The organism is Streptomyces sp. NPDC090022 (assembly GCF_044748145.1).
Taxonomy (GTDB): domain Bacteria; phylum Actinomycetota; class Actinomycetes; order Streptomycetales; family Streptomycetaceae; genus Streptomyces.
In genome coordinates, this window is the sequence record NZ_JBIVFN010000020.1 from 57314 (window position 1) to 76274 (window position 18961).

Genomic DNA, 18961 nt, shown 5'->3' on the forward strand with positions numbered 1-18961 from the left:
AGCGCCGCGTCACGCCGTCGGCGCCGGGCCCTTCGTCCACGGCCAGCGCGGCTTCGGCTTCTGCCCCGTCGGCTGGTACGCGTACTTCCACCCCGTCTGCAGCCCCAGCCGCTTGGAGTAGCCCGCGGGGACCCGCTTGTAGAGCAGGACCGTCGGGGGGCCGCCCGCGGCGTCCGGGACCGGGATCTCGTACCACTTGGGCGGGTGGCCGGTCGGGCCGACGAGGACCGGCAGCACGCGGCCGTCCATCGGGCCGCCCTCGAAGGGGGTGTTCTCGCTTTTCACCCCACCAGTCTCACAGGCTCAGAGCAGGTGGGCCGCCTCCACGACCACCGGGGCGATCCGCCGGGCCAGGATCCCGGCCGGCCCGTCCGCGGGTTCCAGCGCCAGCGCGGCGCGCGCGACGTCCGCGGTCTGCGGGTCGGTGGCGGCGGTGACGGTCAGCAGGGCGACGAAGTGGTCGAGCAGCCAGTCGCGCAGCTCCCCGACGTCGGGCTGTTTGCCCTCGTCGATCCAGATCAGCGAGGCGGCCTCGACCGCCGTGATCCAGGTGCGGACCATCATCCGCAGCCGCGCGCCGGGTTCGGCGACCGCCAGGTGCACCAGGATCTGCTCGGCGGCGCGGCGCCGGATCCCGTCCACGATGGCGGTGGTCCGGGAGGTCTCCACCACGCTGCCGCCCTGGAGCAGCGCGCTGAATCCGGTGTCGTGCCCGTCGACGAAGGCGAGGTAGCGGTCCAGGGCGCGGGAGAGCCGCCGGGTCAGCGGTCCCTCCTGCGGTTCGGCGAAGCAGAGCGCGAGCTCGTCGGCGGCCGAGCGCAGGGCGGCCTCGTACAGCTGCTGCTTGCCGCCGGGGAAGTAGCGGTAGACCAGCGGGCGCGACACCCCGGCCGCCTCGGCGACGTCGTCGAGCGAGACGTCCTCCGGGGCCCGGTGCGCGAACAGCGACAGGGCCGCCTCCAGCAGCTGCGCGCGCCGCTCCTCGACGCTGAGCCTGCGGTACGCGCGCGCCGCCGGCGGGGCCGGCGCAGCCCTCCCGGCGGCGGCCGGGGCCTGGGCGGCCGGGGCCTGCCCTGCCGGGGCCTGGGCTGCCGGGGCGGCCGGCGGGGTCCGGGTCATGCCCGCAGGGTATCCCCAGCGGAGGAACCTCAGGGGAGCAGGCCGGAGCTCTTCCACAGCTTCCGGCCGACCCCGCGCAGGACACCGATGTCGTCGAGGAAGTCGGTCAGCCGCTTGGCGCCGGTCTGCATCACCTCGCGGCGGTGGCCGCTGGCGCGGACCTGGGCGAGCGCCTCGCGCCGGTCCAGGCCGACGTTGTCGTACACCGCCGGGTTGACGAAGGCGACGGAGAAGACCCGGGCGGCCTCGCCGCAGCTGATCCGGGTCAGCTCCTGTTCCCAGCGCGGGGCGGTGACCATCTGGCGGCGCAGCTCCTCGCGCGCGTAACGGACGTGGCGGGCCTCCTCGATGACGTGGATCCGGGTGACGCCGCGTACGAGCGGCTGGACCCGCTCGTCCGGGAAGGTCAGCCGCTGCATCCAGTCAAGGATCTCCTCGCCGAGGAGGGTGCAGGCGAAGGAGCCGGGGGTGGTGGAGATGGTCTTCAGCACCCGCGCGAGGTTGTGGTTGAGGCGGGAGACGGGGTAGGCGGGCGCGCCGCCGGTCCGGATCATGCGGGCGAACATCATCGAGTGCCGGCACTCGTCGGCGATCTCGGTGAGGGCGTAGCGGACGTGATTGCTGGTCAGGGGCTTGTCGTAGATGTGCCGGACCAGCAGTTGCATGAGGATGATCTCGAACCAGATCCCGAGGGAGGCCAGCGCCGCCGCCTCGTGGCGGGCGAGCTCCATGCGCTGTTCCTCGCCCATCCGCTTCCACAGCGGGGTGTCGTAGAGCGAGACCAGCTCGGGCGGCCAGAACCACTTGCCGTCGACGGGCGGGGCCTGCCAGTCGAGTTCCTTGTCGGGGTCGAAGGAGTGCTTGGCGGAGGATTCGAGCAGCCGTTCGGCGATCTGCTCACGGTCCTTGAGCAGGCCGAGCGCGTCCCGCAGGACGGTGCGGTCGGTCACGGTCGTCATGGCGTGGGACACCTCGTGCGCTTGACGGAAACGGGTTACCGGCGGTCACCACTTATGAGACTGCGTGTCAGCAAGGTCGTCAATCCCTTGCGCACGACTTGTTGACCCTGTGTCTACCAACGTGCTGCACTGCCAACTGTCCGGTCCCGCACGGTGCGTGCACGACAGGGAAGGCAGGCCGTCAGTGTCGACGAAGCAGCTCTACGCCCAGGACCCCGGTGACGGCGCGTGGGAGGTCCCGGCCTCCGGATCCGCCCGTTTCACCTGGGAGTACGGGGAGGGCAGGGACCGCCTCCTCGCGCTGTACCAGAAGGGCAAGGACAAGCAGTGGGACGGCGCCAAGCGCATCGACTGGGACCTGGAGGTCGATCCGTACGACCCGCTCGGGACCCCCGACGAGGTGCTGACCCTCTACGGCACCCGGCACTGGGCGAAGCTGACCGACAAGGACAAGGGCGATCTGCGCCGGCACTACGCCGCCTGGAACTTCAGCCAGTTCCTGCACGGCGAGCAGGGCGCGATGATCTGCTCGGCGCGGATCGTGGAGTCGGTCCCGGACCTGGACGCGAAGTTCTACTCCGCCACCCAGACCATGGACGAGGCCCGGCACGCCGAGATCTTCGGGCGCTTCCTGCACGAGAAGGTCGGGATGCTCTACCCGGTCGACGACAACCTCCAGGGGCTGCTCGGCGACACCCTGCGCGACTCCCGCTGGGACATGCCCTACCTGGGCATGCAGGTGCTGATCGAGGGCCTGGCGCTGGCGGCGTTCGGGATGATCCGCGACACCACCGACAAGCCGCTGCCGCAGCAGATCCTCGCGTACGTGATGCAGGACGAGGCCCGGCACGTGGCCTTCGGGCGGATGGCGCTGCGCGACTACTACAAGGAACTGACGGACGCCGAGCTGCGCGAGCGCGAGGAGTTCGTGATCGAGGGCTGCTATCTGATGCGGGACCGGCTGCGCGGGGTGGAGGTGCTGGAGAACTTCGGCATCTCCCGGCAGGAGGCGGAGCTGTACAGCGAGCAGTCGGAGTTCCTCGCGCTCTTCCGCAAGCTGCTGTTCAGCCGGATCGTGCCGTGCGTGAAGGACATCGGCCTGTGGGGCGAGCGGCTGCAGAAGGCGTACCTGGACATGGGCGTCTTCGAGATGGGCGACTCGAACCTGGACCTGCTGATGACCCAGGACGAGGAGATCGCCGACCGGCTGGACCGGGCGCGCTTCGCGGCGGAGGAGGCGGAGCGCATAGCCGAGGTCGGGGCGGCGATCGCCCAGGGGGCGGCCGAGCAGGCGTAGCGGGGCACGGCCCGAGGGGCGGGCGTACGGGGCCACGGCCTGAGGAGGCGTACGGGGCGCACCCGGCTCACCGCGGCTCCAGGGCGGCCCGCAGGACCGCGCGGGCCACCGGCGCCGCCGCGCCGTTGCCGCTGATGTCGCCGCGGACGGCGGAGGCGTCCTCGACGACCACCGCGACCGCCACGGCCGGCAGCGGGGCGTCGGCCGCCCTGGCCCAGGCGATGAACCAGGCGTACGGCGTGCCCGTGTTGCCGACCCCGTGCTGCGCGGTGCCGGTCTTGCCGCCGACCACCGCGCCGGGGACGGCGGCGTTGCGCCCCGTGCCGTCCTCGACCACCTTGACCATCAGCTGCTGGAGCCGCAGCGCGGTGGCCGGGTTCATGGCCCGGCCCAGCGGCGTACGGCCGGCCCGCCGGACCGGACCGCCGTCGGCCTGCGTGGTGCGCTCCACCAGGTAGGGGCTCATCACCTCGCCGCCGTTGGCGACGGCGGCGGCGACCATGGCCATCTGGAGCGGCGTCGCCGTGGTGTTGAACTGCCCGATGGCCGACAGCGCCAGCTGGTCCCGGCTCATGTCGGTGTCGAAGTGGGACGTCGACACCCACGAGGGCACCCGCAGCCCGTCCTCGTTGAAGCCGAACCGCTCGGCCGCCTCGACCATGCGGCGCAGGCCGACCTGGACGCCGATCTTCGCCATCACCGTGTTGCACGACCACTGCACGGCCTCGGCCATCGAGGCGTCCTCGCAGCCGGTGGACGCGTTGGGCAGCCGGGTGCTGGTGCCGGGCAGGACGTACGGATCGGGGGTCCGTGTCGGCGCGTCCACGTCCGTGACCACGCCCGCGTCCAGCGCGGCCGCCGCGGTCACGATCTTGAAGGTGGAGCCGGGCGGGTACGTCTCGCGCAGCGCCCGGTTGAGCATGGGCCGGGCCGGATCGGCGTTCAGCCGCGCCCAGGCCTCCTTGACCGCCGCACCGGTACCGGACAGCACGCCCGGGTCGTACGAGGGGCTGCTCACCAGGGCCAGGATCCGCCCCGTGGCGGGCTCGACGGCCGCGACCGCGCCCCGCTTGCCGGCCAGTCCCGTGTACGCGGCGCGCTGCACCGCGGCCCGGATGGTGGTCTCGGCCCGGCCGGCGGACGGGCGGTCGCGGGCCAGGTCGTGCCAGAACGGGAAGACCGTCAGGCCGGGGTCGGTGCCGGACAGCACGGCGTCCTCGGCGCGCTCGACGAAGCTGGTGCCGAACGTCTGCGAGGAGTAGCCGGTCACGGGGGCGTAGAGGGGGCCCTCGCGGTACGTGCGCTCGTAGCGCAGCAGCTGCCGGCTGTCCCGGGACCCGGTGACCGGGCGGCCGTCGACCAGGATGTCGCCGCGCCGCTCGGCGTACCGGGCGATGGTGCCGCGCTTGTTGGCCGGGTTCGCGTCGAGGGCGGCGGCCTCCCAGACCTGTACGCGGGCGACATTGACCAGCAGCGCGGCGAGCAGGAGGGCGCAGAAGTACGCGCACCAGCGGATGTAGCGGATCACGGCGGGCCCTCCGGTTCCCCTGTCGGCTGCGGACCTGTCTCCCGGGGCAGCGGCCGCCGGGCGCTGTCGCTGACCCGGACCAGCAGCGCCACGATGATCCAGTTGGTGACGACGGACGAACCGCCTTGGGCGAGGAACGGCATGGCCATGCCGGTCAGCGGGATCAGTCCGGTGACCCCGCCCGCGATGACGAACACCTGGAGCGCCACGATGGAGGCGAGCCCGGTGGCGAGCAGCCGCCCGAAGGGGTCGCGCAGCGCCAGGCCCGCCCGGAAGCCGCGGTCGACCAGCAGCCCGTAGAGCAGCAGGATGGCGCTGAGGCCGGCGAGGCCCAGTTCCTCGCCGGCGGTGGCCAGGATGAAGTCGGACTTGGCGGCGAAGCCGATGAGAAAGGACTGGCCCTCGCCGAGCCCGGTGCCGAGCAGTCCGCCGGCCCCGAAGGCGAACAGCGACTGGGCGAGCTGACTGGGACCGTGGCCCTCCTCGATGGAGGCGAAGGGATTCCGCCAGTCCTCGACCCGGCCGTGGACGTGCGGCTCGAACGTGCCGACGGCGTAGGCGCCGAGGCCGGAGAGCAGCAGCCCGATCGCGATCCAGCCGATCCGCCCGGTGGCGGTGAACAGCATGATCACGAAGAGCCCGAAGAAGAGCAGCGAGGTCCCCAGGTCCCGTTCCAGGACCAGCACGCCGACGCTGAGCAGCCAGATCGCCAGGATCGGCCCGAGCACCCGGCCGGGCAGCAGCCGCAGCTTCCACCAGATCCGGCGGCCGGTGAGGGCGAGGGCGGTGCGGTTGGCGGCCAGGTAGGAGGCGAAGTAGACGGCGAGCAGGATCTTGGCGAACTCGCCGGGCTGGAAGGAGAGTCCGCCGACGCGGACCCAGATGCGGGCGCCGTTGACGGCCGGGAAGAAGACCGGGAGCAGCATCAGCACCAGGGCGGTGGCCACCGACAGGTACGCGTACCGCTGGAGCACCCGGTGGTCCCGCAGCAGGCTCACGACCAGCACGAACAGGGCGACCCCGAGCCCCGACCAGAGCAGCTGGCCGCCGGCGCCGGGCTGCCCGGGGGTGGCGAGGTCGAGCCGCTGGATCAGCACCAGCCCGAGCCCGTTGAGCAGGACGGCGATGGGCAGGACGAGCGGGTCGGCGTACGGGGCGAAGAGCCGTACGGCGAGGTGCGCGAGGAGGGCGGCGGCCGCGAGTCCGGCGGCGTAGCGGGAGGACTGCGCGGGGATGTGGCCGACGGTGGCGAGGCCGACGGAGAGGTGGCCGAGGACGGCGATCAGGACGGCCCCGACGAGGAGCGTCAGTTCGACGCCGCGCTGCCGGGCGCGGGGCGCGTCGCCCGGCCGCGGCGCGGGATCCGCCGCCTTTGCCGTCAATGCGGTCATATCGGAAACGTAGCAAGCGTACGTAGTCTTTGCCCCGTTATGTCTTACTCTGCCGAAGAGTCGTCAGAATCGATCGGGAACGGGGGTGTCGGGGACGTGGGACCGGTGGAGTTCATCGTGCTCGCCTTTCCGGAGGAGCAGCTGCGGGTGCCGGCGGTCGCGGCCGTGATGGGACTGCGCAAGACGGGCAACGTGCGGCTGATCGACGGGCTGGTGGCCACCAAGACGGCGGCGGGCGAGGTACTGGCGGCGGAGTTCGACGAGTTCGTGGAGCTCCAGGGGCTGCTCACGCACCGGGAGGCGGCTCCCCTGATCGGCCCGGAGGACGTCAAGGAGGCCTCCGACCTGCTGGAGCGCGGCTCCTGCGCGCTGCTGCTGGTGGTCGAGCACGTCTGGGCCGAGGACGCGGCGATCGCCGTGCGCGCGGCGGGCGGCCGGATCGCGGGGTCGGTGCGCATCCCGGCCGAACGGCTGGGGGTCTCCTGATGTTCATCCGCCCGGTCGGCGCGGTCGTCCAGCCGGCCCGGCGCCCGGCCGGCCGGCCGCTGCTGCGCGGCCTGCTGGCGCGCGGCGCGTACGTGTGGGACGCGGCGCAGGTGGCGGAGCCGGAGCCGGAGCCGCCGGAGGGACCGGGTGGATCCCCGCCCCCCTGGGAGCCGGCGGAACCCGAGGCCCCGTACGAGGAGGTGTGGTCGGCCGGCCCCTGGGCGTCGGCCGGCCGCGCCGGACCGCGGGAGGCGCCGGAGCCGGCGCCGCCGGCCGGCACCGGCACCGGCACGGAAGCCGGCGACGACTTCACGTCCCGCCTGCTCCGGCTGGCCGCCCTGGCCCGCGAGGGCCTGCTGACCCCCGAGGAGTTCGCGGCGGCCAAGACCCGCCTGCTCCGCGGCTGACCGGCACCCGCACCCCGTACGCCGGGCGGGTGAGCGGTGCGGCGGGGCCGGGTCGGATGGGCTGTTTGTCGTACCGGACATGGCACGATCCGGGCTCGGAGGTGATGACATGTCACGTCGAGCGCTGCGCGCCGTCTGTGTCGCCGCCGCCCTGGCCGCGACCCTCCCCGTGCCCGCGGCGACCGCCGAGCCCGGGGCGGGTGTCCAGGACGTCGGCCGGCTGCTGGTCCAGTTGCAGGGCCTCTACCAGCGGGCCGAGGAGGCCGCCGAGGCCTACAAGGCCACCGAGATCGCCCTCACCGCCCGCGCGGGCGAGGAGCGGCGGCTCACCTCGGAGCTGGGCGCGGCCCGTACCGCGCTCGACCGGGAGCGGGCCGCGGCCGGCCGGCTGGCCCGCGAGCAGTACCAGGCGTCCCGCGGGCTCTCCCCGTACGCGCGCATCCTGCTGTCCGGCGACCCGCAGGCCGCGCTCGACGAGCGCCGGTTCGCCGTCCGCGAGGCCGCGCACCGGGCCGCCGTGATCGGCCGGCTGACGCGCGGCGAGCAGCGGGCCGACGCGCTCGCGGCCCGGGCCCGCCGGGAACTGGGCACCCAGCAGACCCTGGCGGCGCGGAAGAAGCAGTACCGCGACGAGGCGCGCGCCCAGCTGGGCCAGGTCGAGCGGCTGCTCGCCTCGCTCACCACCGAGCAGCTGACGGCGCTCTCGGCGAAGGAGCGCAGCGTCACCATGGGCGCGCAGCGGGCGCTGGAGGCCTCCGGGCGGCTGGGGACGGTCCGGCGCGCCCCGACCGCCGCCGGTGGCGCCGCCCTCCGCTTCGCCGTCGCGCAGCTGGGCAAGCCGTACGTGTGGGGCGCCGAGGGACCGGCCGCCTTCGACTGCTCGGGGCTGACCTCGCAGGCCTGGGCGGCCGCCGGCCGGGCCATCCCGCGCACCAGCCAGGAGCAGTGGGCGCAGCTGCCCCGGGTGCCGCTGGACGAGCTGCGCCCCGGGGACCTGGTCGTCTACTTCCCCAAGGCCACCCATGTGGCGATCTACGCCGGAGACGGGAAGGTCATCCAGGCGCCGCGCCCGGGGGCCGCGGTCAAGGTGTCCCCCATCGCGGCGAACCCGCTGCTGGGGGCGGTGCGCCCCGACCCGGACGGGCTGCCGCTCGCCCGCTACACCCCTGCCGTGCTGCCCGAGTCCGCCTCGGCCGGCTCCGACGACGGCTACTCGGCCGAGGAGGCCCCCGACACCTCGGCGAGGTAGTCCGCCGCGTCCTGCGGGTCGTAGAACCAGTCGTCGAAGTCGGCCGGGTTGTCGAAGCCGCCCGCGAATCGGTCCGCCACCGGCTGCAGCTGCCCGGCCGCGCCGATCAGGTCCGTCACGTGCTCCGGCGGCGGGCCCAGCATGGCGTTGGTCCACTGGGTGACGGGCTTGGCCGTCTGGAACCAGAACCGGTCGAAGGTGGCCTTCATCCACGTTTCGTCGAACGGCTTGTCGCCGTGCATGAGGATCGAGGAGAGGTACGACGCGGCGCACTTGGCCGCCGCGTTCGCGCCCTGCCCGGTGATCGGGTCGTTGGCGACGACCACGTCCCCGACACCGAGCACCACCCCGCCGCCGGGCAGCCGCCCGACCGGCTTGCGCACGACGGGCGCGTAGCGGCCGGCCAGCGTGGCGCCGGCGTCGGTCAGTTCGGTGTCCGCGGCCCGCGCGTACTCCCAGGGCGTGAACTTCTCCATCAGCTCCAGCGTCACCGCCAGGTGCTCGGCCGGGTCCTTGATCCCCGCGAACACGTCCAGCGGACCGCCGGGGATGCCCTCCCAGAAGAGGATGTCGGCGCGGCCGGAGAGGGTGAGCGCCGGCATGACGAACAGTTCGCCGATGCCGGGCACCAGGTTGCAGCGGACCGCCTCGGTACCGGGGTGCTCCGGGCGCGGGCCGAGCCCGTGCACGTAGGAGACCGCGAGCGCGCGCTGCGGGGCGTCGTACGGGGAACGGGCCGCGTCCCGCTCGAACAGGGAGACCAGCTCGCCCTTGCCGGCGGCGACGAGGGTGAGGTCGTACGTACGGGAGAAGTAGTCCAGGTCGGAGACGGTCGCGCCGTGGATCACCACCCGTCCGCCGCGCTGCGCGAACGTGTCGAGCCAGCCGGCCATCTTCACGCGCTGGTCGACGGACTGCGCGTACCCCTTGAGCCGGCCGAGCCAGTCGACGGCACGGGAGCAGTCGGGGGCGGCGACGGAGACGCCGATGCCCTCGATCCGCGGGGCGTGGGCCGCCCAGAAGTCGATCTCCAGGTCCCGCTCGTGCTGGAGCGCCGCGTCGAACATGACCTGCGTCGACATCACCCGGCCGGCGCGGATCTCGTCCGGCGTCCGGTTCGACATGAGGGTGACGTCGTAGCCCTTGGCCTGCAGTCCGAGGGCGAGCTGGAGACCGGACTGGCCGGCCCCCACGACAAGTATCGTGCGCATGGCGGAACTCAGATCTCTATTCGGGGGTGTGGTCCAGGGCGTGGCCGACGAGGGTCAGCAGGGATTCGACGACCGTCTCCCGGCTGCGCGCGTCCATGATCACGACGGGTACGGAGTCCGGGACGGTCAGCGCCTCGCGCACGTCCTCCGGCTCGTACGAGCGGGAGCCCTCGAAGTGGTTGACGGCGACGGCGTACGGCAGCCCGCAGCCCTCGAAGTAGTCGAGGGCGGGGAAGCAGTCGGTCAGCCGGCGGGTGTCGGCCAGCACGATGCCGCCGACCGCGCCGCGCACCAGGTCGTCCCACATGAACCAGTAGCGTTCCTGGCCGGGGGTGCCGTACACGTACAGGACGAGGTCGTCGTCGAGGGTGACGCGGCCGAAGTCCATCGCGACGGTGGTGGTGTTCTTGTCCGGGGTCCCGGAGAGGTCGTCGGTGGGCGCGCTCGCCGCGGTCATCAGGGCCTCGGTGCGCAGCGGGGCGATCTCGGAGACGGAGCCCACGAAGGTGGTCTTGCCGACGCCGAAGCCGCCCGCGACCAGCACCTTGACGGCGACGGGGGCGCGGGAGCGGTCGTACTGCCAGGGCTGGACGGCCTCGTCGGGCATGTCGGCCAGCAGCTGCGGATCAAAGACGGCGGAGCCCACTGAGCACCCTTTCGAGCAGCGCGCGGTCGGGGCGGCCGGTGCCGTGGCCGGAGCCGGAGCCGGAGCCGGAGCCGTAGCCGTAGACGCGCAGCCTGCCCTGGTCGGCGAGGTCGCAGACCAGGACGCGCACCACGCCGAGCGGCAGCTTCAGCAGCGCGGCGATCTCGGCGACCGTGCGCATGCGGCGGCAGACCTCGACGATGGCCCGCATCTCGGGCACGCGGTCGGACTTCTTCTCCTCGGTGTCCAGGGTGGCGACGAAGGTCTCGACGAGCAGGACGCGGGGCAGGCGGGTACGGCCACCGGTGAGCGAGTACGGGCGGACGCGCGCGGGGCGGCGGTCCGCCCCGCGTATCGGCAGGCGTGCGGGAGCCGGTGTCCTCACTTGGCGTTCTCCATGGACTGACGCAGCTCACTGCGGACTTCGGGGGTCAGGACGTGGCCGGCACGGCCCACGAAGAGCGACATGTGGTAGGCGACGACGCTCATGTCGCAGTCGGGCGTGGCGTGCACGCCGAGCAGCGAGCCGTCGCTGATGACCATGACGAACACGGAGCCGTGCTCCATCGCCACCATGGTCTGCTTGACGGCCCCGCCGTCCATGAGCTGGGCGGCGCCGGTGGTGAGGCTGCCGAGCCCGGACACGATGGTGGCCAGGTCGGCGCTGGCGCCGCGGGGCCCGCGGGGCGGCTGCGCGCCCTGCTCGTCGTCACCGGCGGCCGCGACGGGGTCGGGGTCGGAGGACAGCAGCAGCAGCCCGTCCGAGGAGACGACCGCGACGGAGACGATCCCTGGCACCTCCTCGACGAGGTCGGTCAGCAGCCACTGCAGGTTGCGGGCCTGGGTGCTCAGTCCGTACGTACTGGGCGCGGTCATGTGCGTGCCTCCTGTGCCGTGTCCCCCTGGTCGGTCTGCCCCTGGCCGGTCTGCCCCTGCCCCTCGCCGGGCGGCCGGCCGCGTTCCCCGGCCAGCTCGGCCTCGACGACGCGCCGCCCGTCCCGGGTCCCCCGGGCGAAGCCTCCGAGGCGGCGCCGCAGGTCCTCGGCGTCCACCTTGCGCGGCTCGGGGCGTACGGGCTTCTCGCGGCCGGCGGGGACGGCGCGGGGCGTCCTCTTGGGCAGTCCCTTGGCGGTGACGGTACCGGCGCGCGGGGCGTCGTCCTCGGCGGGCTCGGGGTGGCTCCCCTGCCGGGGCACCCAGCCCTCGGACTCGTCGCCGGCCTGGGCGTGCGCGGCCGGCTCCGGCTCGGGTACGGCGCGGCGGTCGGCGGCGAGCAGCGAGAGCCCCTCGTCCACGACGATCCCGGCCCCGGCCGCACGGCCCGCGGTGAACACCGCGCCGGCGGGCGGCAGCTGACCGTCCGCGCCGTGCGCGTTGCCGGTCCCGTCCGTCTCGTCCGCCTCGCCCGCCTCGGGTCCGAGAGCGCGCGTGTGCGTCTCGGGCTCCGCCGTGAACACCTGCTCGGCGGGCGGCAGCGGCCCGTCCGGCTCCGGCGCGAAGGCGGGTACGGCGGCGTCGGCGGGTACGGCGGCTTCGGGCGCGAGCCGGGCCTCGGGGCCCTCCTCGGACGCGGCGTCGGCGGCCGGCTCGGACTCGGGCTCGGGCTCGGGCTCGACGTCGGCACCGGCGATGGCATCGGCGCTGGCGTCACCTACGGCTTCGGATTCGGGCGTGCCCGTCGCGGCCGCCTGCGCCGCCGGGGCCGTCCCGGCCGTCGGGACCATCCGGGCCAGGAGCTCGGACTCCGGGGTGCCGGCGAGTTCGGCGAGGTCGGCCTCGATGGCGGCGGTGGCTTCGGGGTCCGCCGTGGCCGACGGTTCGGCGGCAGGGGCCGTCCGCGGGCGCAGCCTCGGCTGGAGGGTGTTCTCGTTCGCCTCCGCCACCACGCCCGGCAGCCGGTACGCCGTGCCGCCCGGCGTCGCCAGGGTGTGCACCGGGGAGACCGGCGGGCCGTCCGGGAGCAGCCCGGCCGGGACGACCACCAGGGCCTCGGTGCCCCCGTGCCGCGCCGCCCGGAGCTCCGCGGTGACGCCGTGGCGCGCGGCGAGCCGGCCCGCGACGTACAGGCCGAGGCCCAGCCCGTGCTCCGACTCGGGCTCCGCGTCGTACGCGTCGGGCGAGGACAGCCGGGCGTTGAGCGACTCCAGCCGGTCCTCGGTGACGCCGATGCCCTCGTCCACGACGGACAGCACGACGTCGCCGGTGTCCAGCAGCCGTCCGGTGACCTTGACCTTCGCCTCGGGCGGCGAGAAGGTCGTGGCGTTCTCCAGCAGTTCGGCGAGCACGTGCGAGAGGTCGTCCGCGGCGTGCCCGGCCACCTGCGTGTACGACGGCAGCGCCCGCAGGTCGACCCGCTCGTACCGCTCGATCTCGCTGACCGCCGCCCGGACGACGTCGACCAGCGGTACCGGGTCCGCGTGCCCGTGACCGTGCTCCTGGCCCGCCAGGACCAGCAGGTTCTCGTTGTGGCGGCGCATCACCGTGGCCAGGTGGTCCAGCCGGAACAGCGTCGCGAGCCGGTCGGGGTCCTGCTCCCTGGACTCCAGCTCCTCGATGACCGTCAACTGGCGCTCGACCAGGCCGAGGGTGCGCAGCGAGAGCGACACCGAGGTCGTGGACATGATGCGGCGGTGCTCCTCCAGCCCGGTCCGCAGCTGCTCCAGCTCCGCCTCCAGCGCCGTACGGCCCTGGCTCAGCGCCTCGTTGCGGCCGATCAGGCGGCGCCGGTCGGCGTCCATCCCGGCGATCTTCGTGTGCAGGGCGACGGTCTGCTCGCGCACGGCGTTCAGCGAGCGGACCACGTCCGCGAACTCGTCGTTGCGGCCGGTGAAGCGCACGGGCTCGACCGAGCCCTCGGCAGTGGCCAGCCGGGCGGCGCCGCGCCGCAGCACCGACAGGGGCCGGGTCAGGGACCGCGCGACCGCCGTGGTGACGCCCACGACCACCAGGAACAGCACGCCCAGGCCGGCGACCAGCATCTCCAGGGCGCTCACGTCGTCGTCGCGCAGCTGGGCCAGCGCCTCGGCGCGCTCGGTGGCGAGCGTGGACTCCACCGAGCGCATCCGGTCGATGCGCGCGGTCAGGGCGCTCCCGACGGCGCCCGCGTCGGCCTTGCGGTCGGCGGTGGAGAGCGTCGGCCGCTCGGTGAGGCGGCCCAGCCAGTCGTCGGCGGACTTCACCTCGGGGCCGGTCACGGTCGCGGCCAGCGTCTGGCGTACGTCGGGCCGGGCGGTCCGCGTGAAGTCGTCGAGGGCGGCCTGCTCCCGTACCCGCGCGCGCTGGGCGGCGGTGGTCAGCTCGTCCGTGGCGGCGGTGCCGGAGGGCTGCTCGGCGCGGGGCACGGCCAGCGCGGCGAGCAGCAGTCCACGGGTGGCGGAGGCCTGGTCGACGGCCTGGCCCAGCGGGCCGAGCGGCCGTCCGGTGGCCAGGGCAGCGTCGGCGCGCGGCGGGGTCCGGTCGGCCAGGCGGGCGCCGGGGGCGAGCAGGTCGGCGATGACGGCGGAGTAGGCCTGGTGCGCGGCCAGGGGCGTGCCCTTGCCGTCGACGGCTTCCGCCCGTACGGCCGGGATGCGGCCGAGGGCCTGCCCGAGCTCCTCGTCGGCGTCGGCCCGTACCTCGGCGAGCTGCCGGTCGGCGCGCGCGGCGCGCTCCTGGACGGCGGCCTTGCCGGCGGCGGGGCGGCCCTTGGCGGCGTACTCGGTGACGGCGTCGCGCTCGTCGGCGAGGAGGTGGCCGAGGGTGAGGGCGTGGCGGGACCGCTCGGCGCTGGTGACCAGCGCCTGGGCGTCGTTCAGATCGGCCGTGGCCGAAACGACGGCCGGGGCGCCCGCCCCCAGTACGGCGAGGCCGGCGACGGCGACGCCGATGACCAGCCTGCGACGCACCCGTACGGTGCGTCCTTCGGCATGCGCGGTGCCGTTCTTCCGAGACCGCTTCTTCTGCACCGGTGCTCGCCATCCTGTACGTGTGGTCGTGCCGTGAATCGTCTACTCGTGTGGCCGAGGTAACGGCCGGTCAACAAGTAAACGCCCCCTGCCCGCTCGTACCGCTTCAGACCTTCGCAGTGTGTTGGGGAGAGAGCCGCCCATCGCCCGCCCGGCCACTCGAACGAGTGAACATCACGGATGAGTTGGCGAACAACTCGGCCGGACCCCCGTCAGGGCCCCGCCGCGGGCCGACGGTTGAAAGATCCCGGGGCCCTTGGCAGTATGCCCGCGCACATCCGCGCGGCCCCTTACCCCTCCGTTCCGGCGCATTGGTCCGTACCTGCCGGCGCCGGCGTCCGTCCCGCCGCTGCGGCGCCCCGTCGCGCCCGTCGGCGCCCGGACATCCCCGGGCAGACTGTCCGCATGCGCATCGATCTCGCCTCCGCGCCCGGCGACGCGGAACACCCCAACCAGGACTGGCTGTCGGCCTCGACACCCGCGTCCGGGACCGGCGGTGTGCTGGTCGCGCTGGACGGCGTCACGCCACCGCGCGGGGACGACGGCTGCGTGCACGGCGTGCCGTGGTTCACGGCCCGGCTGGGCGGCCGATTGACCGAACTGTCCGGATCGCGACGGGACATGCCCCTGGCGGCGGTCCTGGCCGAGGCGATCCGCGCGACGGCCGACACCCACCGGGACGGGTGTGACCTTTCTCACGTCCGCACGCCTCAGGCAACGGTGGTGATGGTCCGCTGGGACGACGTGTCCGTCGAGCACCTCGTCCTGTCCGACTCCGTGCTGCTGCTCGAATCGCCGGAGGGCGAGGTGACCGCGGTCCTCGACGACCGGCTCGACCGGGTCCCGCGCGAGGTGCTGCGCTCGGTGGCCGCCACGGACGCGCTGCGCAACGCGGAGGGCGGCTTCTTCACCGCCGCGGCCGACCCGGCGGTCGCCGCCCGCGCCGTGACCGGCCGGATCCCGCGCACGCGGGTACGGGCGCTGGCCGCGCTGACGGACGGCGCGAGCCGGTGGACGGACACGTTCGGGGAGGGCGACTGGGCGCAACTGCTGGGCGTGCTGCGCAAGGAGGGCGCGCAGGGCCTGATCGACCGGGTCCGCACGATCGAGTCGGACCCCCTGCGCCCGCCGGGCCGCTCCAAGCGCCACGACGACGCCTCGGCGGCGTACGCGGAGCTGTAGGCCGTCGCTTCCGGCTCTTCCGGATCCTGCTCCCCCGGCTACGGCTGGGAGGTGCCCCCGGACGCGGGGCTACTCCGAGCCCTGGTTGAGCTGGTTGAGCAGGCGGGCCAGTTCCGCGACCTCGCCGCGGTCCCAGTCGGCCAGCTTGCGCATGTACCGCTCCCGGCGCGCGTCGCGGACCGCGAGGAAGCGGTCGCGGCCCTCGGGCGTGAGGCCGACCAGGAAGGCCCGGCCGTCCGCCGGGTCCTGGTCACGGGCGATCAGGCCGAGGTCCTCCAGGGCGCGCAGCTGGCGGCTCATCGTGGCCTTGCCGACGCCGAAGTAGGCGGCCAGTTCGGTGGCGCGCTGGCGGCCGGCCGCCTCCAGGCGGACCAGCAGGCCGTACGCCGCGGGCTCCAGCCCGGGGTGGAGCTCGCGGGCCATCTCGCCCGAGGACGCCCGGGCGCGCCGGAGGAAGACGGACAGCTCCCGCTCCAGCGCGAGGAACTCCTGGTCTTCGCTCCCGTGCACGTCCTGCTCCCGTCCGTGGTGGTGCGGGCCCGGCCGGCCCGGCTCGGCCCCAGTTTCGCAGCACGCGGCCCGGGCCCCGCCGCCGCGGGTCCCGGGCCGTGTCGGGCGCACACGCCGTGCCGGTGGTGTGCCGTGCGCGCACGCCGTGGCGGTCGCGCGCCGGACCGCCCGCCGTGGCCGTACGCGCGGGGACCGCCTGGGCCGCGGCGGATGCCCGCCGGATCAGGCCGCCGTGGTGACCGCCACGTCGGCCTCGGTCAGCGCCAGCTCCAGCACCTGGCGCACGTCCGTCACCGGGTGCACCTCCAGCCCCTCCAGCACCTGGGCCGGTACGTCGTCCAGGTCGGCCTCGTTCCGCTTCGGGATGATCACGGTGGTCAACCCGGCCCGGTGCGCGGCCAGCAGCTTCTGCTTGACCCCGCCGATCGGCAGCACCCGCCCGGTCAGCGAGACCTCGCCGGTCATGGCCACGTCGGTGCGGACCTGCCGTCCGGACAGCAGCGAGGCCAGCGCCGTGGTCATGGTGATGCCCGCGCTCGGGCCGTCCTTGGGCACCGCGCCCGCCGGGAAGTGGATGTGCACGCCCCGGTCCTTCAGGTCGGCGACCGGCAGTTCCAGCTCGGCGCCGTGCGAGCGCAGGAAGCTGAGCGCGATCTGCGCCGACTCCTTCATCACGTCGCCCAGCTGGCCGGTCAGCGTCAGTCCGGCCGCGCCCGTCTCCGGATCCGCCAGCGAGGCCTCCACGAACAGCACGTCGCCGCCCGCGCCGGTGACCGCGAGGCCGGTGGCCACGCCCGGCACCGCCGTGCGCCGCTCGGCCGGGTCCTGCGCGGACTCCGGCACGTGGTGCGGCCGCCCGATCAGGCCGCGCAGGTCTCCCTCGCCGATGGCGAAGGGCAGCTCGCGCTCGCCCAGTTCGTGCTGGGAGGCCACCTTGCGCAGGAGCCGCGCGATGGTCCGCTCCAGGGTGCGCACGCCCGCCTCCCGGGTGTACTCCCCGGCCAGCTTGCGCAGCGCGTCCTCCCCCAGGCTCACCTCGTCGGCGCCCAGGCCCGCGCGCTCCAGCTGGCGCGGCAGCAGGTGGTCACGGGCGATGACGACCTTCTCGTCCTCCGTGTACCCGTCCAGCCGGACCAGCTCCATCCGGTCGGCCAGTGCCTCGGGGATGGCCTCCAGCACGTTGGCCGTGGCCAGGAACACCACGTCGCTGAGGTCGAGCTCGACCTCCAGGTAGTGGTCGCGGAAGGTGTGGTTCTGCGCCGGGTCCAGGACCTCCAGCAGGGCGGCCGCCGGGTCGCCCCGGTAGTCCGAGCCGACCTTGTCGATCTCGTCGAGCAGGACGACCGGGTTCATCGAGCCGGCCTCCTTGATCGCCCGCACGATCCGGCCGGGCAGGGCGCCGACGTACGTCCGCCGGTGGCCGCGGATCTCGGCCTCGTCGCGTACGCCGCCCAGGGCGACCCGGACGAACGTGCGGCCCATGGCGTGCGCCACGGACTCGCCGAGCGAGGTCTTGCCGACACCGGGCGGGCCCACCAGGGCGAGCACGGCGCCGCCGCGCCGTCCGCCGACGACGCCCAGGCCGCGGTCGGAGCGCCGCTTGCGCACCGCCAGGTACTCGGTGATGCGGTCCTTGACGTCCTCCAGCCCCGCGTGCTCGGCGTCGAGCACCGCCCGCGCGCCCTGGATGTCGTAGGCGTCCTCGGTGCGCTCGTTCCAGGGCAGTTCGAGGACGGTGTCCAGCCAGGTGCGGATCCAGGAGCCCTCGGGGGACTGGTCGCTGGCGCGCTCCAGCTTCTCGACCTCCTTCAGGGCCGCCTCGCGGACCTTCCCGGGGAGGTCGGCGGCCTCGACGCGGGCCCGGTAGTCGTCGGACTCCTCGCCCTCCGCGTCGCCGTTCAGCTCGCGCAGTTCCTTGCGTACGGCGTCCAGCTGACGGCGGAGCAGGAACTCGCGCTGCTGCTTGTCCACGCCCTCCTGCACGTCCTTGGCGATGGACTCGGCGACGTCCTGCTCGGCGAGGTGCTCGCCCAGCCACTTCACGGCGAGCCGCAGGCGGGCGACGGGGTCGGCGGTCTCCAGCAGTTCGACCTTCTGGGCCACGGTGAGGAACGGGGAGTAGCCGGAGTTGTCGGCGAGGGCGGAGACGCCCTCGATGCCCTGGACCCGGTCCACGACCTGCCAGGCGCCGCGCTTCTTGAGCCAGCTGGTGGCGAGTGCCTTGTACTCCTTGACGAGCTCGGTGACCGCGCCGGGCAGCGGGTCGGGATCGCGCTCCTCGACGGTCTCGCCCTCGACCCAGAGCGCGGCGCCGGGGCCGGTGGTGCCGGCGCCGATACGGACCCGGCCGCGCCCGCGGATGAGGGCGCCCGGGTCGCCGTCGGAGAGCCGCCCCACCTGTTCGACGGTGCCGAGCACGCCCGTCGCGGCGTACGTGCCGTCGACGCGCGGCACGAGCAGGACCCGCGGCTTGCCGGTCCTGGCCGCCGCCTGGGCGGCCTCCACGGCCGCCCGTACCTCGGCGTCGGACAGGTCCAGCGGAACCACCATTCCGGGCAGCACGACCTCGTCGTCAAGCGGCAGCACGGGCAGAGTGAGCGTTACGGACGTCGAAGCCATGATCTTCCCTCCGGCAGTGAAGTTGAGCTATGCAGACTCAATGCAGGTGCGCCTCCCCATGTTCCCCAACCCCCGTTCGCCCGCGGCGAACACGCCTCCGTCGTAGGCCGGCCGCGCAGGGACCGCTCTGCCCGACGGACAGGAGGCCCGGGGTGACCGGACCGACGGTGGCGCAGGTCAGGGCCGAGCTGGCCGCGCTGGAAGACCCGAAGACGCGCGCGGTGAACGAGCGCCACGGCGACGACCACGGGGTGAACCTCACCAAGCTGCGTGCGCTCGCCAAGCCGCTGAAGACGCAACAGGACCTGGCGCGCGAGCTGTGGGCGACGGACGACAGCGCGGCACGGCTGGTGGCGCTCAAGGACTATCCGGCTCCCCCGAACCGCACCTCCCCGTACGCGCCCGCCTGGATC

17 protein-coding genes and 1 pseudogene are annotated in these 18961 nt (G+C 74.1%); 6 read left to right on the forward strand and 12 right to left on the reverse strand.

Features of this window, described 5'->3' with window-relative positions; all coding sequences use genetic code 11:
* Positions 1-9: 9 nt before the first annotated feature.
* The 3 genes from ACIPXB_RS27930 to ACIPXB_RS27940 are packed head-to-tail and all read right to left on the reverse strand — an operon-like array spanning position 10 to position 2078.
* Complete coding sequence (locus tag ACIPXB_RS27930; RefSeq protein WP_401454200.1) at positions 10-285, reverse strand: hypothetical protein; 276 nt, start codon at positions 283-285, stop codon at positions 10-12.
* Positions 286-303: 18 nt separating this feature from the next.
* Positions 304-1119 (reverse strand): TetR/AcrR family transcriptional regulator, encoded by an 816-nt coding sequence (locus tag ACIPXB_RS27935; RefSeq protein WP_401454202.1) that lies wholly within the window; start codon positions 1117-1119, stop codon positions 304-306.
* A 29-nt stretch (positions 1120-1148) separates the two neighbouring features.
* Complete coding sequence (locus ACIPXB_RS27940; RefSeq protein WP_401454203.1) at positions 1149-2078, reverse strand: diiron oxygenase; 930 nt, start codon at positions 2076-2078, stop codon at positions 1149-1151.
* 184 nt (positions 2079-2262) lie between these two features.
* Here ACIPXB_RS27940 and ACIPXB_RS27945 point away from each other — a divergent pair, with 184 nt between their 5' ends.
* Complete coding sequence (locus ACIPXB_RS27945; RefSeq protein WP_401454204.1) at positions 2263-3375, forward strand: ferritin-like domain-containing protein; 1113 nt, start codon at positions 2263-2265, stop codon at positions 3373-3375.
* A gap of 67 nt (positions 3376-3442) precedes the next feature.
* Here the strand turns inward: ACIPXB_RS27945 and ACIPXB_RS27950 are convergent, their stop codons facing one another.
* Both ACIPXB_RS27950 and ACIPXB_RS27955 read right to left on the reverse strand, forming a co-directional pair.
* Positions 3443-4903, reverse strand: coding sequence for a penicillin-binding transpeptidase domain-containing protein (locus ACIPXB_RS27950; RefSeq protein WP_401454205.1), 1461 nt, complete (start codon positions 4901-4903; stop codon positions 3443-3445).
* On the reverse strand, positions 4900-6294 hold the full coding sequence (locus ACIPXB_RS27955; RefSeq protein ID WP_401454207.1) for an FtsW/RodA/SpoVE family cell cycle protein: 1395 nt from the start codon (positions 6292-6294) through the stop codon (positions 4900-4902). Before ACIPXB_RS27955 ends, ACIPXB_RS27950 begins: the two co-directional genes overlap by 4 nt.
* Before the next feature lie 96 nt (positions 6295-6390).
* Between ACIPXB_RS27955 and ACIPXB_RS27960 the strand changes: the two genes are divergently transcribed.
* From ACIPXB_RS27960 to ACIPXB_RS27970, 3 genes are all read left to right on the forward strand, one after another.
* On the forward strand, positions 6391-6780 hold the full coding sequence (locus ACIPXB_RS27960; RefSeq protein ID WP_401454209.1) for a DUF6325 family protein: 390 nt from the start codon (positions 6391-6393) through the stop codon (positions 6778-6780).
* Positions 6780-7187 (forward strand): hypothetical protein, encoded by a 408-nt coding sequence (locus ACIPXB_RS27965; RefSeq protein WP_401454210.1) that lies wholly within the window; start codon positions 6780-6782, stop codon positions 7185-7187. Before ACIPXB_RS27960 ends, ACIPXB_RS27965 begins: the two co-directional genes overlap by 1 nt.
* 109 nt (positions 7188-7296) lie before the next feature.
* On the forward strand, positions 7297-8436 hold the full coding sequence (locus tag ACIPXB_RS27970; RefSeq protein ID WP_401454211.1) for an NlpC/P60 family protein: 1140 nt from the start codon (positions 7297-7299) through the stop codon (positions 8434-8436).
* Here the strand turns inward: ACIPXB_RS27970 and ACIPXB_RS27975 are convergent.
* From ACIPXB_RS27975 to ACIPXB_RS27995, 5 genes are read right to left on the reverse strand one after another with little or no spacing between them, the layout of a single operon-like run.
* Positions 8397-9647 carry a styrene monooxygenase/indole monooxygenase family protein gene (locus ACIPXB_RS27975; protein ID WP_401454212.1) on the reverse strand — a complete coding sequence of 417 codons (1251 nt, stop codon included), beginning with the start codon at positions 9645-9647 and terminating at the stop codon, positions 8397-8399. The genes ACIPXB_RS27970 and ACIPXB_RS27975 overlap by 40 nt on opposite strands.
* Before the next feature lie 16 nt (positions 9648-9663).
* Positions 9664-10254, reverse strand: coding sequence for a GTP-binding protein (locus ACIPXB_RS27980; RefSeq protein WP_401454286.1), 591 nt, complete (start codon positions 10252-10254; stop codon positions 9664-9666).
* Between the two features lie 19 nt (positions 10255-10273).
* Complete coding sequence (locus ACIPXB_RS27985) at positions 10274-10678, reverse strand: DUF742 domain-containing protein (protein WP_401454213.1); 405 nt, start codon at positions 10676-10678, stop codon at positions 10274-10276.
* The gene (locus tag ACIPXB_RS27990; RefSeq protein WP_401454214.1) at positions 10675-11169 is read right to left on the reverse strand and encodes a roadblock/LC7 domain-containing protein; all 495 of its coding nucleotides are present in this window, start codon (positions 11167-11169) and stop codon (positions 10675-10677) included. Before ACIPXB_RS27990 ends, ACIPXB_RS27985 begins: the two co-directional genes overlap by 4 nt.
* Positions 11166-14177: a nitrate- and nitrite sensing domain-containing protein gene (locus tag ACIPXB_RS27995; RefSeq protein ID WP_401454215.1), complete on the reverse strand. Its 3012-nt coding sequence runs from the start codon at positions 14175-14177 to the stop codon at positions 11166-11168. The genes ACIPXB_RS27990 and ACIPXB_RS27995 overlap by 4 nt, the downstream gene beginning before the upstream one ends.
* Positions 14178-14642: 465 nt before the next feature.
* Between ACIPXB_RS27995 and ACIPXB_RS28000 the strand changes: the two genes are divergently transcribed.
* Complete coding sequence (locus tag ACIPXB_RS28000) at positions 14643-15419, forward strand: hypothetical protein (protein ID WP_401454216.1); 777 nt, start codon at positions 14643-14645, stop codon at positions 15417-15419.
* A gap of 69 nt (positions 15420-15488) precedes the next feature.
* Here the strand turns inward: ACIPXB_RS28000 and ACIPXB_RS28005 are convergent, their stop codons facing one another.
* The gene (locus tag ACIPXB_RS28005) at positions 15489-15929 is read right to left on the reverse strand and encodes a MarR family winged helix-turn-helix transcriptional regulator (RefSeq protein WP_401454217.1); all 441 of its coding nucleotides are present in this window, start codon (positions 15927-15929) and stop codon (positions 15489-15491) included.
* Positions 15930-16151: 222 nt separating this feature from the next.
* Positions 16152-18548 (reverse strand): endopeptidase La, encoded by a 2397-nt coding sequence (lon, locus tag ACIPXB_RS28010; protein WP_401454219.1) that lies wholly within the window; start codon positions 18546-18548, stop codon positions 16152-16154.
* A 152-nt stretch (positions 18549-18700) separates the two neighbouring features.
* On the opposite strand from lon, the pseudogene ACIPXB_RS28015 reads away from it, so the two are divergent.
* Positions 18701-18907: pseudogene (locus ACIPXB_RS28015) on the forward strand (DNA alkylation repair protein); the annotation flags it as partial.
* Positions 18908-18961 lie beyond the last annotated feature (54 nt).

What these genes read in the sequence shown, in the direction of transcription:
- ACIPXB_RS27935 (WP_401454202.1), bottom strand. Translation starts at nt 1,119, where the DNA reads ATGACCCGGACCCCGCCGGCCGCCCCGGCAGCCCAGGCCCCGGCAGGG.
- ACIPXB_RS27940 (WP_401454203.1), bottom strand. Translation starts at nt 2,078, where the DNA reads ATGACGACCGTGACCGACCGCACCGTCCTGCGGGACGCGCTCGGCCTG.
- ACIPXB_RS27955 (WP_401454207.1), bottom strand. Translation starts at nt 6,294, where the DNA reads ATGACCGCATTGACGGCAAAGGCGGCGGATCCCGCGCCGCGGCCGGGC.
- ACIPXB_RS27965 (WP_401454210.1), top strand. Translation starts at nt 6,780, where the DNA reads ATGTTCATCCGCCCGGTCGGCGCGGTCGTCCAGCCGGCCCGGCGCCCG.
- ACIPXB_RS27970 (WP_401454211.1), top strand. Translation starts at nt 7,297, where the DNA reads ATGTCACGTCGAGCGCTGCGCGCCGTCTGTGTCGCCGCCGCCCTGGCC.
- ACIPXB_RS27975 (WP_401454212.1), bottom strand. Translation starts at nt 9,647, where the DNA reads ATGCGCACGATACTTGTCGTGGGGGCCGGCCAGTCCGGTCTCCAGCTC.
- ACIPXB_RS27980 (WP_401454286.1), bottom strand. Translation starts at nt 10,254, where the DNA reads ATGCCCGACGAGGCCGTCCAGCCCTGGCAGTACGACCGCTCCCGCGCC.
- ACIPXB_RS27990 (WP_401454214.1), bottom strand. Translation starts at nt 11,169, where the DNA reads ATGACCGCGCCCAGTACGTACGGACTGAGCACCCAGGCCCGCAACCTG.
- ACIPXB_RS28000 (WP_401454216.1), top strand. Translation starts at nt 14,643, where the DNA reads ATGCGCATCGATCTCGCCTCCGCGCCCGGCGACGCGGAACACCCCAAC.
- lon (WP_401454219.1), bottom strand. Translation starts at nt 18,548, where the DNA reads ATGGCTTCGACGTCCGTAACGCTCACTCTGCCCGTGCTGCCGCTTGAC.